We start from the raw sequence: 13,631 nt of genomic DNA on the forward strand, positions 1-13,631 counted from the left end.
TTATCCGCCTCCTTCGATTGAGAATAATGCTTTCGTGATGTGACGGACGTTTTGACGTTCTCCTGACAGGACAATCGTATCTCCCGCTTCAAGGCGCGTTTCTGGTCCAGGATTTAACGATTTCGAACGGTCATGTTTAAGCACTGCAATGATCGAGATGTCATATTGGTTACGGACATCGAGTTCCCCAATCGTTCGATTGTTGACCTTTGAATCCTGACCGACTTTGAACCACTCGATGACGAGATCATCAAACGCGAGTTCAATTTTTTCAAGATCCTTTGGCTTATAAGATAATCCTCCGAGAATCCCTGCCATCTGACGAGCTTCTGCATCATTGAACGTCACGCTCGAGATGCTCTCATCAAAATCATCGTCATCATAATGATGCATTTCGCGTCGTCCGTCGTCATGGACGATGACGACCACCTTATCTCCTCGTGTCGTGATGCCTTCGAACTTCCGTCCGATTCCTGGTAAATCTACTTCGCGCATATCCATCTGTTATTTCCTCCTTTTTATTTTTTACAAATGATGATTCGCTTTGTGGATGAGCGTCTTGAACGTCTCATCGCTCAATATATCTTGAAGGTCATGCAGCTGTTTCAAATCCGCTTTCGCCATGATGACAAACCCGTCCTCCTCAATGAATGCCACGCGATCTCCTTCCTCCACTTGCAAGGCCTGCCGAATTTTTTTGGGGATGGTGATCTGTCCTTTTGACGTTAACTTTGATAGCTCCATCACGAACTTCCTTCTTTCTGTGTTTTTCTTGTATTCCTTACTTCCTTACTTTTCTTATTACCATCTTAGCATAGATTTAAACTTATTCCGAGTGTTTTGCTTTGAATTAAAATTAAAAAAACGATTTTCTTTTTGTTCAACCATATTCATACGATTATTTTCAAGACATCTTACAATAAACATAGAAAAACGCATCCTAGTCTAAATGGATGCGTTCTTTGTCTTATTGTTATTTGGAGGTGATTTTATGTCGCAATTATTTTTAATTGCGTTTGTAATCTATATTTTATCGTTGAACGTGGCAGCGATCTACCTTGTCTATAAACGAGTCGTACCAGCTGTAGTCGCCGGCTTAACAATTCTCTTCTTGATTCCAACCGTCAGTTGGACCGTCATGGTACTTTTTGTATTCGCTTTATTCGTTACACCAGTCATGGATTGGTTTGAAGGTTTAGAAAGTCTGATTAACTTGATGTGGATTGGTCTGCTGAACGGATGTTGCTACATCTTATTCGGAACCGTTAGATGGATCATTTCAATGATTCGGAGATGATTCTTTGGCTGGATTAATCTTTAGCCCTTTTTCACCTAGGTGATGGATGGACCGTTCAATCGCTGTTTCGATGTATCCGTCCAATTGATGCGGCAACAAGATATCATATTCTTGTGGCAGAACGGTTCGTCGATCTTCCTCTACTTCTCTAATGAAATGCGGAAGTGCTTTCCATCTCGACTGCACACTGACTTCATGAAGCGCTCCGTTGATCGCTTGTTCATTCCAGTTCACGAACGGAGCAATGCGTGTATTGTACCGCCTAAAGTCATCATGATATCTTGAACCGATTGAAGCGTCGGCTATGATCGCTTGCCGCAACCAGGTCATATAAAAGCCGCGTAACCAAATATCGTCCGCTATCAGATGGACGTAATAGCCACTTCGAAAAGATGGATCCCAAGACGTCGAGTCTCTCCAAAATGCTTCGTAGTCAATTGTTCGTGTCCCGTTCGCTAATTCACCCGTATAATAGTGGGCTTGCTCCTTCTCGTCATAGCGCGCATCAGGAGCGATCGTACCGAGAAGAAATCGAGCGGGGTCTAGTTCCGGAAGTAACGTAATTAATCGTTGTCCGATGTAGGCATGCATCAGTCGTGAACCCATCGCTTACTTCCCTTCGTAATCGCTACGCGTGATCGCGTAAATTTTTAAGTCCCAGAAACGCTCTTTAACGAATAAAGCACTCCGCGAGATCCCTTCAAACGTCATACCGATCTTTTCCATGACACGAGCAGATCCATCATTCGCAACAAAACAACGGGCTTGAATGCGCTCGAGTCCGAGTGTCTCAAAACCGTACTGTACGAGACGCGCTGCTGCTTCCGGCATCAAACACTTCCCCCAGTAATCGCGCGACAGCGCATAACCAAGTTCTGCTTGCTGTTGCTCAAACGAGACTTTGATGAAATCAATCGTTCCGATGACTCGTCCGCTCGTTTTGTCTTCGATTGCCCATGGTGCCGGATTCCCTTGTTCGTATTGACGAAGGATGTAATCGACGAATTGCTCAGAGTCCTTGAGGCTTTTATGCGCATGCCAGCTGACATAACGCGCCGTCTCTTCATCTTTCGTGTAGGCATAGATATCTGCTGCATCTTCTGTGCGAACTGGTCGTAAACGGAGTCGTTCCGTTTCAAGTACAGGCAATGCGTGATATAAATCGATGGTCGTTAGCATGATCGAACCCTTCTTCCTTTTATTTTTTCCAAGTATACCCACTCTTCCATAAAAAGTATAGAGATATACGAAAACGTTATTAGAATTTTCTGGTATACTATTGGAAAATGATGTAAGAAAGGGTGCTGTCATGTCTTCTCGGGAACGAATACTCTTAAGTGCGCTCGGTATTTCACAGTTTGGTGACTTCATTTATCTCGTTGCGATCAACGTATATATCTATCGCTTGACCGGCTCAGCGTCAGCCGTTGCTGCGCTGTGGATCATCAGTCCGGTCGTCGCTCTCATCATCAAGTCGTTCGCAGGAAGTTGGGTCGACCGATCCGACTTACTTCGACTGTTGATTCAGACTGATTTGTTGCGTGCTTTCTTAATCGGGATCATGCCATTTTTACCATTATCGTTGCTTTACATCGATTTGATCGCCTTAGCTATCATCAAAGCGGTCGTTGAACCGGCAACGTTGACCTACATCACGACGCTTGTTTCACAAAACGATCGGACGTCGTTTAATGCCTATCGTAGTCTGATCACGTCTGGTGCCTTTTTAGTTGGTCCGGCTCTCGCTGGAGGACTGCTCTATGTTGCTTCTGCCGACGTTGCCATTTGGCTCAACGCTGTCTCGTTTCTCGGATCAGCTGTCCTGCTGATGCGCTTGCCGCGTTTTACCGCTTCGGTCGAACGAGGGATGCGGCTGCAAGACATTATATCCGATTGGCGGCTTGTCTATCAGTTCAGCAAAAGCGCACGCTACGTGACCGGATTATACATCCTCGCGATGCTGATGATGATCGCGACACTTGCACTTGATACGCAAGAAGTCGTCTTTTTACAGCGAAGCATCGGCTTATCGGAAACCGATTATGGTTTACTGATGAGTCTGACTGGGATTGGTTCCGTCGCCGGCAGCTGGGTCGTCGCCCGCTACGCCAAAACACTCTCCGTTCGGATGATGCTGACGATCGGCTATGTATTCGTCGCCGTCGGTTACATGCTGTATGCAAGTGCGAATTCGTTTTCAATCGTCTGTATCGGTTTCTTGTTGCTCGGTTGTTTCCACGCATTTGCGGGGACCGGTTTCCTAACGTTCCAACAGACGAATATCCCACTCCACTTAATGGGGCGCTTTACGAGTCTTTACGGAGTCGGTGTCAGTTTGCTACAGATTCTAGCGATCGTCGCGATCGGTCTGCTCGGTGATATCTGGTCGATTCGCTTCAGTACGATTCTATTTGCCGGTCTCCTTGTAATTGTAACGATCTTTTTTCTTGGATTGGTTCTCCTCCCGAGCAAGCAACAGTATTTCGCAACGAACGAGATTAACGAAGAACGACATGCCTAAAAAACAGGGAACCCCGTCAACGCGGTGTTCCCTGTTTAAGTTGCTGTTTTATCACTTTTGCGTGTGCGACGAGCGGAAAAGATCCATCTTGTAGTTGTTTTTGCAGTCGCTTCGCTTCTGCCCAAGCGAGCGCATATTCCGCTTCTGAGACAATCCCTTGATCCCGTGCTGCTTCTAGTTCGTCCGTGTCGATTAACAAAACTTGTCCTGATGGCAAGGCGATGAGATCGAGAAACAAATCCTCCCAGTAAATACGTTCGTCCTCCACTCCAGTACGAAGACAGATATCGATATAGGTTTGTACCAACTGACCTGTGGCGTCAAACATCGAGGTCACGGCATGATGGGCATCGCTTGGGAATTGTTGTACCCAAACGTAACCAGCGTCAGCGATTCGAATCGTTTCGTCACCATAACGGACATCTAACGGTGAAGCGACTTCAATCAATTGAAGGAGTGTCACATGTCCTTTGAACACTTCGTTGTCTACTTGTTCATGAACATAGTGGCGTTGTGTGATGCGACGCCAGTCATGTCGATCGGCATAGCGTTTTTTGATCATTTACCTGTCCCCCGTTTTTTCCTTAGTGTGCCATACCCAACTTCTTTTTCATTCTAATTCTTTTAAAAAAGGGGCAACGGATTTTTTCCGTTGCCCCTTACTTCATCATTTTGCCGTCTCTGAACCGTGTAACGCAGCACCATTTGTCTCGATGACGTGACGATACCAATCGAACGAATCCTTTTTCATCCGTTCCATCGATCCGTGACCTTCGTTATCCCGATCGACGTAGATCATGCCGTAGCGTTTTTTCATCTCCCCTGTCGTAAAGGAGACGATGTCGATGACGCCCCACGGCGTGTAACCAATCAACTCGACACCATCTTCGAGTACAGCTGCTTTGAATGCTTCGATATGCGCACGCAAGTAATCAATTCGCGCCGTGTCATGAATCTGACCATCCTCGATCGTATCGATTGCACCAAAGCCATTTTCGACGATGAACAACGGAATCTGGTAACGATCGTATAGACGATTCATCGCATAGCGCAGACCAACCGGATCAATCGCCCAACCCCAATCACTCGACTGGATGTATGGGTTCTCAACGCCGTTCGCGAGACCACCGTTGACGATATTTCCCGTGTTATTGACGACAGCATCATGTTTGACGGTCGTCGACATATAGTAACTGAATCCAAGATAGTCGACTGTTCCGTTTCGTAAGATTTCTGCGTCACCGTCTAGGAGCGGAATATCATACCCTTTCCGTTTGAACTCATTCAACGCATAAGACGGGTAGTAGCCGCGGACTTGGACGTCTGGGAAGAAGTAGCGCTGACGCATCGATGTCTCAGCGAGCAGAATATCTTCCGGATGCGATGAGTACGGATAGATCGGTACGTGTGAGACCATTGCTCCGATTTCGAAGTCCGGGTTGATCGCTTTCCCTTTCGCGACGGCAAGTGCACTCGCGAGCAACTCGTGGTGACCCGTTTGATACATGACTTCCATCGCGTTCTCTTCCGGATCAAGGAGGACACCGGAATTCGTCCAGAGGAATAATGGATTGCTGACATCCATCTTGTTGTTGATTTCATTGAATGTCATCCAGTACTTGACCTTGTCTTTGTAACGCGTGAAACAGACTTCCGCGAATTTTTCGAAGAACAGCGCTACTTTCCGGTTGCGGAAACCGCCATATTCACGCGCAAGATGGAGGGGCATCTCAAAATGCGACAACGTGATGATCGGCTCGATGTCGTATTTCAGTAATTCGTCGAAGACGTCATCATAAAACTTCAGTCCTTCTTCGTTCGGTTCCGCTTCGTCTCCGTTTGGGAAAATCCGACTCCAACCGATTGACGTCCGGAGACACTTTAGTCCCATCTCAGCAAACAGGGCGATGTCCTCTTTATAACGGTGATAAAAATCAATCGCCTCGTGATTCGGATAAAATTCATTCTCCTCTACCTGATCCGTGATACGTCGTGCAACGCCGTGTGCTCCTGCCGTCAATACATCAACGACGCTCGGTCCTTTTCCACCAGCATTCCAGCCACCTTCGAATTGATGCGCTGCTAACGCACCGCCCCATAAGAAATCGTTTGGTAATGTCTTCATCTTCATGTCCTCCTTCTTTTTCTCTTACTTGATGATCGTCAAAATCTGTGTATTTGCCGTCGTGACCGTCTCGTCCGTCGGTAGGATTTGTGCATAACTCTGAGTGTTCGTGATAATGATTGGCGTGATCGTCTCGAGTCCATGCGCTTCAATCGCTGTCGCATCAAACGTTACGAGTAGATCGCCTGTCGTCACGGATTCGCCTTCTTTGACGTGAAGCGTAAACGGTTTACCGTCGAGCGTCACGGTCTCAAGACCGACATGGATCAAAACTTCGACACCACTCGTCGAGCGTAATCCGATCGCGTGACCTGACGGAGCGACCATGACGACGGTACCGTCAAACGGAGCCGTGACCCGGTTGTTCGTCGGACGAATCGCTACCCCTTGTCCCATCGCACCGGAAGCAAATACAGGATCCGGTACATCTGATAAAGCAACAATCGTTCCTTCAAGTGGTGCGCGAAGCGTCTCTTCGTTTGTCAGAGTTGCGCTGACTTCCTGTTTTGCAACTGGTGTCGCTGTACTTTCAGGTGCTACGACCGGAGCAGCCTGCTCCCCAAAACCGAACACTTGAATCAAAACGATGGGTAGAATCAAGGCAATCGCCGTTCCGATCAATAAGCCGATGATCGACGATGGATAGTCGGAATCGATGCCGTTGACGAGCGTCAATGGTCCCGGTAATCCGGCGTAGGCAAAGTAATACGGTTTAAAGAAACTTGCCGTGACTGCGCCGATTGCTCCCGAGATACAGCCATAGATAAACGGTTTTTTAAAACGGAGCGTCACCCCATAGATGGCTGGTTCCGTGATACCGAAGATGCCCGTCAGTCCGGCTGAGACCCCGACTTTTTTCGTTTCTTTGTTGCGTGCTTTCAAGATGACTCCGATGACAGCACCGATTTGGGCGATGACGGCAATCGTTTGGTAGGCTTGGAACGAGTCGCGACCATATTGCTCAAAGTTTGCGAGCACCATCGGCGTGACACCCCAGTGGACACCGAAGATAACTATGACTTGCCAGAAGCCACCGATGATGAGACCAGCTACCGCAGGAGCATTCTCCGCTAAGTAGTTATACCCGTTTGCGATCCCTTCTGCACCAAGCGTCGTGATCGGCCCGATCAAGAGAATCGTAAGCGGCACCATCAACACCATACTGAAGAATGGAACGAACAACGGACGAATGACTTCATGAATCGTCTTGTTCAGGAATCGCTCAACATAGGACAAAATCCAGACGAGGAATAATGGCGGTAAGACCGATGACGTATACGTCGTACCGGATAAAGCGATTCCTAGGAACGTGATGGATTCACCGGCAGTGATGCGTGCTGCGATATCTGCCCATGTTGGACTGACAAGTGCCGCACTACAGGCGACCGCGATGAAGGCGTTGACCTTAAAATGATTCGCTGCCGTGATAGCAATGAAGATCGGCAAGAACGTAAACGGTGCCCATGAGATGAAGCTAAAGACTTCATAAGTACCCGTCTTCGCAAATGCTGGAAAAGCGAGCGTCGTCAAAATCAAAGTTCCCTGCAGAATCCCCGCTGCAGCTAAGATGTAGACGAACGGTGCAAAGACGGCTGACATCGTCGCAATAATTCGGTTGAGGACCGTCCCTTTCGGCGCCTCTTCCGTTTCTGGTTGCTCCAAATCGACGAGCTTCAAAAATTCTTGATGGACTTCCCCAACGTGTTGACCAATGACGACTTGAAACTGCCCGCCAGACTCAACGACCGTAATGACGCCAGGTAATGCACTGACTGTTTCCTTGGCTGACGAATCCGATCGTTTCAAGACAAGACGAAGTCGTGTGGCACATCGGACGGCGCTGATGACGTTGTCTTCTCCCCCGACGGCTTCTAAAATCGAATGCGCCAATTGTTGATAATCGCGAACCTTGCCCATATCGTTTACCTCCCCTGAATATGACGCGTTGAATACCCTTTCATTTTAATTGTACATGCACAATTAATCAATACATAAATAATTTAATTTACCATGTTATTAATCAGGAGATGGCTTATGCTATACTGAAGAAAGAAAAAGTTCGCAAGAAAAGAAGGTGTCCTATGCTGAAATACCAACAGACGGCCGATGAAATCGAACGATACATAGAACAACATGAGTTGAAACAAGGGGACAAACTACCGATTCTCGAAGAGTTGATCCGGCAGTTCGCTGTCAGTAAGACGACGATGACAAAGTCACTTGAGTTACTTGAACGAAAAGGAATCATTTTTCAAGTGCGTGGAAGCGGAATTTTTGTCCGGAAGACGAATCGCACCGGCTATATTCGCCTGTTCTCGACCCAAGGATTCAAGCAGAATCTCGTCGGTCATACGATTGAGTCAACCGTTCTCGCACTCGAACCAACTACTGCAACCGATAACATCGCGAAGAATCTCGGGATCGAGGCAGGTGAGACGGTTTATTACGTCAAGCGAATCCGCTACATCGATGGCAAGATCCTCTGTCTCGAAGAGTCTTATTATCGCCAATCGATCGTTCCGTATTTAAATCGTGAAATCGTCGAGCAGTCGATCTTCGAATACTTAGAGACGGCACTCCAATTGAATATTGGGTTCTCGGATATGTACATGCACGTCGGGAAGTTAAGCGCTGAGTCGGCTCGTCATCTGGATCTCACCGAGGGCGATCCTGGATTAACGATCGAGACAGTATTTCATTTGACGAACGGTCGTCCGTTCGACTATTCCATCATCACATACCATTATGAACATTCGCATTTCGTCGTTCAGGCGAATGGACTATATTTATGAAGAACGGAGCTAAATCAAATGAATCGTGAACTCATTCTGTATTACGGAATGCTTATACTCGGAATCATTACACTTTTTGGTGGCATCTTCTTTACGATTGATACATGGAAAGACTCGACAGAAACATTTAAAGACAAACTTCAGTTCATCTTCATCACGTTACTTGGATTTGGACTACTTTACTGGACGGTCCCTAGCCTATCGCAAATCGTCTTCAAGGACTACGCTGTCATCAAAGGTGACTGTTATGTAGAGGAAAACTCAGGAAAGACACAATCCATGTCTATTATTTTCGACTCAACCGAAGATTATGAGGATTTTACCTTTCAAGATTATCCGGAATTAGGAGCGTACGGAGAAGACGTGCCCTATTTCTGTCGCGTCATTTCAACAAAGAACCATCGATTTCCGATTTCCTATAAAATTTACGATTCTAAGACACATAAACAACTCTCCTCTTCCGAAGATGATTAAAACAAAAAGGATTGCATGAGCTGATGCCCATGCAATCCTTTTGAAGTGCTTACAGTAATGAGACAAGCCAATCGTTGTCTCATTTCATTGTGTTATAACCGAATCTTTTCTTTACTCGAATTTTCGAGATACAGTTCCCCATCAAACGTCGTCAAGGCAATCACCTTCCCGTCTTTTTCATACCACGCCGTCGTTCCTTCACGATCGAGTTCTTTCCAACCGGCTTGGCGAATCCGAGTCCCATAGAGTAAACCCGGTCCGTCAGTTTCAGAGACTAGACGGGTTTTGATTTTCCACTCGCCTTGTTTTTCAACTGCCGTAGCAAATCGCGGCATCGGAAAACCGGATACTTTTGATTCTTGAAATCCAGCATACCAACCACCGACGACTACAATGAGCCCAAGACATACAATGGCGATCCATTTCTTCTTCATAAGCATTCTCCTTTACTTTCCACCCTCATTTTAAAAATTACCAAAATATAGTTTTCTTTCCCTCATCCTAAAGACGGATTACTGATTTTTTCGTTGTGAAAACACATGAAAATTGTTTCGAATTTATGAAAACATCCAAAAAATTTTCAATTTTTTTCATAAAAAATGCACACCTTTGTTCGTCCTTAGAGTCGCAACGGTTTGACAACTCCAGGCACAGAGCCATTTTCAGTCATTTCCAAGTGGTTAAGCACATTAGCAACTTGACTTCATTTCCTGCTATGGTACGATACGAACTTATTAAAGGGAGTGAACAGAACTTATGAAATTCAGAAAAGAAAAAGTCAATGTCGTTGACATGCAGCAAACCAAAAAGAGTGTCTACGCGACCGGAATTGGGAATGCGATGGAATGGTTCGATTTTGGTCTTTATTCCTATCTCGCAATCATCATCAGTCAAAACTTCTTTAGCGCTGTTGAAAATGATGAACTGAAGCTCGTCTTTACGTTTGCGACGTTTGCGATCGCTTTTTTAATGCGACCAATCGGCGGAATCGTCTTTGGACGAATTGGAGATCGACTCGGTCGGAAGGTCGTCTTAACAACGACGATCGTCATGATGGCCGGTTCCACGCTCATCATTGGTCTATTACCAACTTACGATCAAATCGGAATTTGGGCACCGATCCTGTTATTGTTAGCCCGGATCTTACAAGGATTCTCGACTGGCGGTGAATATGCCGGCGCAATGGTCTACATCGCTGAGTCATCACCAGATAACAAACGGAGTGCCCTCGGAAGTGGACTTGAAATCGGTACACTCGGTGGATATATTCTCGCATCATTACTGGCTACAACACTTTTTGTCACCTTATCGGATGATCAAATGGCATCTTGGGGATGGCGGATTCCCTTCATTCTTGGGGCACCACTCGGTTTATTTGGTCTCTATTTACGTCGCCACTTGGATGAATCACCGATCTTCGAAAATGAGATCAATGAAAATACAGAAGAACCCGCGACATTCCGCGAAATCCTGCGTGACCACAAACGTGATATCATCGTTTGTTTCATCGCTGTCGCCTTCTTCAACATTACGAACTACATGCTCTTGTCCTACATGCCATCGTACCTCGATGAAGTCATCGGCATGTCAAGTTCGACAAGTACGATTCTCATCACCGGTGTCATGGTGATCATGATTCCGCTCGCTTACTTCTTCGGGAAGCTTAGTGACAAAAAAGGAAATCGCAATATCGTTCTTTTCGCGTTAGCCGGACTATCGTTGCTTTCAATCTTGTCGTTCTTCTTGATTGGTCTTAAACCACTCTTGTTCGTCGGGATCGGAATCTTCATCCTTGGCTTCTTCTTGGCGATCTTTGAAGGAACGATGCCAAGTCTTCTACCGAGTATCTTCTATACGGATGTCCGATACCGGACGCTATCCGTGACGTTCAACGTCTCTGTCTCGATCTTCGGTGGAACGACGCCACTCGTTTCGACGTGGCTCGTCCATACGACACAAAACCCGCTCGCTCCTGCTTTCTATTTAACAGCAGTCAGCGTCATCGGCTTCGTTACGTTCTTCTTCTTCTTTAAGAATACAGCTGGTAAGGCACTGAAAGGGTCGCATCCGACTGTATCGAGTGAAAAAGAAGTCGCGTCGATCGCGAAGAAACCAGACGACGCCCTCTGGTGGGCAGAATAATTGCTATAAGTAAAAGGGAGGACAGATCATCAATCTGTCCTCCCTTATCTCGTAATAAAAAAAAATGACGCGTCACACGCCACTCCTACAGGAAAAACGCATTTATGCGTTGTAAGAGACGAACAAGACCCGTTTTCCTGCTTCAACAAAGCAGGAAAACTGGCTTGTGTCTCGCCTGAGGAAAGGGCGTGAAAAGACGCGTCATTCTTTTTTTGGAGTCAGCCCCCTTTTTTAGTAGACAGCACTCAACTCTTTTACGACGCGGTCCGCGACTGCGAGTTCCTGCTCTTGCGCAAAATCGAAATGACAACCGATTGCAGCGAGTCCGTTCGCATGCGCCGCTTTGAAATCAGATAAGCGGTCACCGACAACGTAGCCCGACGAGATGTCGTGCGTCTTACAAATCTCCCGTACGAGTGCTGATTTATCACCGGAACGGATGTCTTCGATACTATAGACATGATCGATATAGGCTTCGAGTCCATACGTCGTCACGATCGCTGACAAGTAGGATGGCCACCCATTACTGGCGATATAGACAGAGTGATCCGCTTGTTTCAAACGACTTAGCAACTCGACCGTTCCTGGATATAAGCAACCGTGCCCCGCCTTGACTGCCTGCTCCAGGCTGTTTCGAAATTTTTGATCCGCAGCCTGTTGATCTGTGGCTGAAAAGTCCGGCAGCAACGTCTGCCAGACTTCCGGTAACGAGACGCCCATGATCTGCTGATAGAGGGCGACTGGTGTCTCTCCCTCCCAGCGCCCCGTCTGACGCAACTCATGAAAGACATCTTCTAGCGCATGCGCAAGCACGGCATTCGTTTGAAACAACGTTCCATCCATGTCAAAAATGTAGTGTGTCATTCGCTCTCCCCTTTTTGCTCTTGTTTTATTTTCTGAATCATGGCTTCTATCGATGTATCCTCAGCAATCAGACGATCCGTCGGGCGGTGATCCCGATCAATCCACCAGCGTTTCATATCCGTCTCAGAAAACTCCGTCGGCTGGCGCATCGCATGGCGACGAATGGTTTCTTCGAATGAGACGTCAAAATAATACGCCGCGTACCGTGACGTAAAGCGACGTTCCAACCGGTCAATCATCTCACCGTACCAATCCTGTGCAAGAATGCCTTCCAGCAGAATCGTCGCGTGGCGTCCGTCAGCAAGTCCGACCAACTCCTCGATCCAGCGAATCGCCGGATTTCCTGGTCCATCTTTTACGTTCAACATCTCTCTGCGGATAACATCTTGTGAAAACAAGATGCTATCCGGTAAGACCGATCGTAACCCTTTGGCAAGCGTCGTTTTTCCACTACCAGAATTCCCGCGAATGACGATCAAGCGCGACTTCATGTCGTGAACCAGTCCCCGTTCAAGGCAGCAATGTACCGCTCTGCAGAGCGCACTACTGCTTCAGACGAACCGGTTTCGATTTTCCGATGAAAAGCGTCATATAATTTTTCAAATTGCAGCGGACGTAACGTTTCTGCCATTCGCGCGACCGTCTTTGCCGGAAGCGGAATCACATTCGGATAGCTGTACATGAAACTGACCCATGCCCGATCGGCAACGATCCGAATGATGTCCCCTGTCAACAATAGACCCGCTGATGCGTCTTTTCGTTCACAGATGACTGCTCCTTTGAAGTGACCACCGACGCGATGTAACATCACATCTTCTGCCAATTCCAAGCGTTCACCACTCCAGAAGACGATGCGTTCGCTTGGTCGCGTCACGAACGACGCATCATCTTCATGAATATAGATCGGCACGTCAAAAGTCTCCGCCCATTCGACTTGTGTCGCGTAATAATGCGGATGTGATAAAGCAATCGCCTGAATCCCGCCTAATTCGTCAAGTTGCTCTTTCGTTGTTGAATCAAGATATGTAATGCAGTCCCATAACAGGTTGAACGATTTTCCTTTTACAAGATATGCCGTCTGACCGATCCCGAACGCCGGTGTCGTCTGAATCGCATAGACGCCTGCTCCGTCGTCACTAATGACGTTTTGATACGTTCCTGACGTTTGCATGGCAGCGAGCGTCGTCCACGTTTGACCAGTTGGATTGACATACTGTCGTTCCTCTAAGCAAATCGGACACGTTTCGCGCTCTGGATTGATTTGTTCGACGCCACACGTCGTACAAATGATGGTTTCCATATCATCATTCCTTTCCAATTCGTAAATGATTTTCCTGATACATCATAACATATTCCATTTATAGGGATTGAAGGAATTAAGAGGCGTTTACCGAAAGAAACATGTATGAAAAAAGG

At 46.9% G+C, this 13,631-nt stretch carries 16 protein-coding genes; 5 read left to right on the plus strand and 11 right to left on the minus strand.

Annotated elements, in window-relative coordinates; translation table 11 throughout:
• Both U719_RS09180 and U719_RS17075 read right to left on the minus strand, forming a co-directional pair.
• Window positions 1-501 carry a cation:proton antiporter regulatory subunit gene (locus tag U719_RS09180; RefSeq protein ID WP_023468484.1) on the minus strand — a complete coding sequence of 167 codons (501 nt, stop codon included), beginning with the start codon at window positions 499-501 and terminating at the stop codon, window positions 1-3.
• Between the two features lie 24 nt (window positions 502-525).
• A complete protein-coding gene (locus tag U719_RS17075) occupies window positions 526-744 on the minus strand; it encodes an AbrB/MazE/SpoVT family DNA-binding domain-containing protein (protein WP_023468485.1) in 219 nt (72 codons plus the stop codon).
• Window positions 745-991: 247 nt separating this feature from the next.
• Between U719_RS17075 and U719_RS09190 the strand changes: the two genes are divergently transcribed.
• Window positions 992-1,297: a hypothetical protein gene (locus U719_RS09190; protein ID WP_023468486.1), complete on the plus strand. Its 306-nt coding sequence runs from the start codon at window positions 992-994 to the stop codon at window positions 1,295-1,297.
• On the opposite strand, the gene U719_RS16495 is transcribed toward U719_RS09190, so the two are convergent.
• Both U719_RS16495 and U719_RS09200 read right to left on the minus strand, forming a co-directional pair.
• Window positions 1,280-1,903, minus strand: coding sequence for a zinc dependent phospholipase C family protein (locus tag U719_RS16495; protein ID WP_023468487.1), 624 nt, complete (start codon window positions 1,901-1,903; stop codon window positions 1,280-1,282). The genes U719_RS09190 and U719_RS16495 overlap by 18 nt on opposite strands.
• A 3-nt stretch (window positions 1,904-1,906) precedes the next feature.
• A complete protein-coding gene (locus U719_RS09200) occupies window positions 1,907-2,476 on the minus strand; it encodes a GNAT family N-acetyltransferase (protein ID WP_023468488.1) in 570 nt (189 codons plus the stop codon).
• A gap of 130 nt (window positions 2,477-2,606) precedes the next feature.
• On the opposite strand from U719_RS09200, the gene U719_RS09205 reads away from it, so the two are divergent.
• Window positions 2,607-3,818 (plus strand): MFS transporter, encoded by a 1,212-nt coding sequence (locus tag U719_RS09205; RefSeq protein ID WP_023468489.1) that lies wholly within the window; start codon window positions 2,607-2,609, stop codon window positions 3,816-3,818.
• 16 nt (window positions 3,819-3,834) lie between these two features.
• On the opposite strand, the gene U719_RS09210 is transcribed toward U719_RS09205, so the two are convergent.
• The 3 genes from U719_RS09210 to U719_RS09220 form a co-directional block, all read right to left on the minus strand.
• Window positions 3,835-4,380 (minus strand): DUF402 domain-containing protein, encoded by a 546-nt coding sequence (locus U719_RS09210; RefSeq protein WP_023468490.1) that lies wholly within the window; start codon window positions 4,378-4,380, stop codon window positions 3,835-3,837.
• 105 nt (window positions 4,381-4,485) lie between these two features.
• A complete protein-coding gene (bglA, locus tag U719_RS09215; RefSeq protein WP_023468491.1) occupies window positions 4,486-5,943 on the minus strand; it encodes a 6-phospho-beta-glucosidase BglA in 1,458 nt (485 codons plus the stop codon).
• 24 nt (window positions 5,944-5,967) lie between these two features.
• Window positions 5,968-7,860 carry a beta-glucoside-specific PTS transporter subunit IIABC gene (locus U719_RS09220; protein WP_023468492.1) on the minus strand — a complete coding sequence of 631 codons (1,893 nt, stop codon included), beginning with the start codon at window positions 7,858-7,860 and terminating at the stop codon, window positions 5,968-5,970.
• Between the two features lie 164 nt (window positions 7,861-8,024).
• Between U719_RS09220 and U719_RS09225 the strand changes: the two genes are divergently transcribed.
• Both U719_RS09225 and U719_RS09230 read left to right on the plus strand, forming a co-directional pair.
• Window positions 8,025-8,735 carry a GntR family transcriptional regulator gene (locus U719_RS09225; protein WP_023468493.1) on the plus strand — a complete coding sequence of 237 codons (711 nt, stop codon included), beginning with the start codon at window positions 8,025-8,027 and terminating at the stop codon, window positions 8,733-8,735.
• Between the two features lie 18 nt (window positions 8,736-8,753).
• Window positions 8,754-9,209 (plus strand): hypothetical protein, encoded by a 456-nt coding sequence (locus tag U719_RS09230; protein ID WP_023468494.1) that lies wholly within the window; start codon window positions 8,754-8,756, stop codon window positions 9,207-9,209.
• A gap of 92 nt (window positions 9,210-9,301) precedes the next feature.
• On the opposite strand, the gene U719_RS09235 is transcribed toward U719_RS09230, so the two are convergent.
• Entirely contained in the window at window positions 9,302-9,643 is a 342-nt protein-coding gene (locus U719_RS09235; protein WP_023468495.1) for a hypothetical protein, read from the minus strand.
• Between the two features lie 322 nt (window positions 9,644-9,965).
• On the opposite strand from U719_RS09235, the gene U719_RS09240 reads away from it, so the two are divergent.
• On the plus strand, window positions 9,966-11,351 hold the full coding sequence (locus U719_RS09240) for an MFS transporter (RefSeq protein WP_023468496.1): 1,386 nt from the start codon (window positions 9,966-9,968) through the stop codon (window positions 11,349-11,351).
• 231 nt (window positions 11,352-11,582) lie between these two features.
• Here U719_RS09240 and U719_RS09245 read toward each other — a convergent pair whose 3' ends face one another.
• From U719_RS09245 to U719_RS09255, 3 genes are read right to left on the minus strand one after another with little or no spacing between them, the layout of a single operon-like run.
• The gene (locus U719_RS09245; protein ID WP_023468497.1) at window positions 11,583-12,215 is read right to left on the minus strand and encodes an HAD hydrolase-like protein; all 633 of its coding nucleotides are present in this window, start codon (window positions 12,213-12,215) and stop codon (window positions 11,583-11,585) included.
• Window positions 12,212-12,706: an AAA family ATPase gene (locus U719_RS09250; protein ID WP_023468498.1), complete on the minus strand. Its 495-nt coding sequence runs from the start codon at window positions 12,704-12,706 to the stop codon at window positions 12,212-12,214. Before U719_RS09250 ends, U719_RS09245 begins: the two co-directional genes overlap by 4 nt.
• Window positions 12,703-13,515, minus strand: coding sequence for an MBL fold metallo-hydrolase (locus tag U719_RS09255; RefSeq protein WP_023468499.1), 813 nt, complete (start codon window positions 13,513-13,515; stop codon window positions 12,703-12,705). The genes U719_RS09250 and U719_RS09255 overlap by 4 nt, the downstream gene beginning before the upstream one ends.
• Window positions 13,516-13,631: the final 116 nt, after the last annotated feature.

It is taken from the genome of Exiguobacterium sp. MH3 (assembly GCF_000496635.1).
GTDB classification, from domain to species: domain Bacteria; phylum Bacillota; class Bacilli; order Exiguobacteriales; family Exiguobacteriaceae; genus Exiguobacterium_A; species Exiguobacterium_A indicum.

What these genes read in the sequence shown, in the direction of transcription:
- U719_RS09180 (WP_023468484.1), bottom strand. Translation starts at nt 501, where the DNA reads ATGGATATGCGCGAAGTAGATTTACCAGGAATCGGACGGAAGTTCGAA.
- U719_RS17075 (WP_023468485.1), bottom strand. Translation starts at nt 744, where the DNA reads ATGGAGCTATCAAAGTTAACGTCAAAAGGACAGATCACCATCCCCAAA.
- U719_RS09190 (WP_023468486.1), top strand. Translation starts at nt 992, where the DNA reads ATGTCGCAATTATTTTTAATTGCGTTTGTAATCTATATTTTATCGTTG.
- U719_RS16495 (WP_023468487.1), bottom strand. Translation starts at nt 1,903, where the DNA reads ATGGGTTCACGACTGATGCATGCCTACATCGGACAACGATTAATTACG.
- U719_RS09200 (WP_023468488.1), bottom strand. Translation starts at nt 2,476, where the DNA reads ATGCTAACGACCATCGATTTATATCACGCATTGCCTGTACTTGAAACG.
- U719_RS09205 (WP_023468489.1), top strand. Translation starts at nt 2,607, where the DNA reads ATGTCTTCTCGGGAACGAATACTCTTAAGTGCGCTCGGTATTTCACAG.
- U719_RS09210 (WP_023468490.1), bottom strand. Translation starts at nt 4,380, where the DNA reads ATGATCAAAAAACGCTATGCCGATCGACATGACTGGCGTCGCATCACA.
- bglA (WP_023468491.1), bottom strand. Translation starts at nt 5,943, where the DNA reads ATGAAGACATTACCAAACGATTTCTTATGGGGCGGTGCGTTAGCAGCG.
- U719_RS09220 (WP_023468492.1), bottom strand. Translation starts at nt 7,860, where the DNA reads ATGGGCAAGGTTCGCGATTATCAACAATTGGCGCATTCGATTTTAGAA.
- U719_RS09225 (WP_023468493.1), top strand. Translation starts at nt 8,025, where the DNA reads ATGCTGAAATACCAACAGACGGCCGATGAAATCGAACGATACATAGAA.
- U719_RS09230 (WP_023468494.1), top strand. Translation starts at nt 8,754, where the DNA reads ATGAATCGTGAACTCATTCTGTATTACGGAATGCTTATACTCGGAATC.
- U719_RS09235 (WP_023468495.1), bottom strand. Translation starts at nt 9,643, where the DNA reads ATGAAGAAGAAATGGATCGCCATTGTATGTCTTGGGCTCATTGTAGTC.
- U719_RS09240 (WP_023468496.1), top strand. Translation starts at nt 9,966, where the DNA reads ATGAAATTCAGAAAAGAAAAAGTCAATGTCGTTGACATGCAGCAAACC.
- U719_RS09245 (WP_023468497.1), bottom strand. Translation starts at nt 12,215, where the DNA reads ATGACACACTACATTTTTGACATGGATGGAACGTTGTTTCAAACGAAT.
- U719_RS09250 (WP_023468498.1), bottom strand. Translation starts at nt 12,706, where the DNA reads ATGAAGTCGCGCTTGATCGTCATTCGCGGGAATTCTGGTAGTGGAAAA.
- U719_RS09255 (WP_023468499.1), bottom strand. Translation starts at nt 13,515, where the DNA reads ATGGAAACCATCATTTGTACGACGTGTGGCGTCGAACAAATCAATCCA.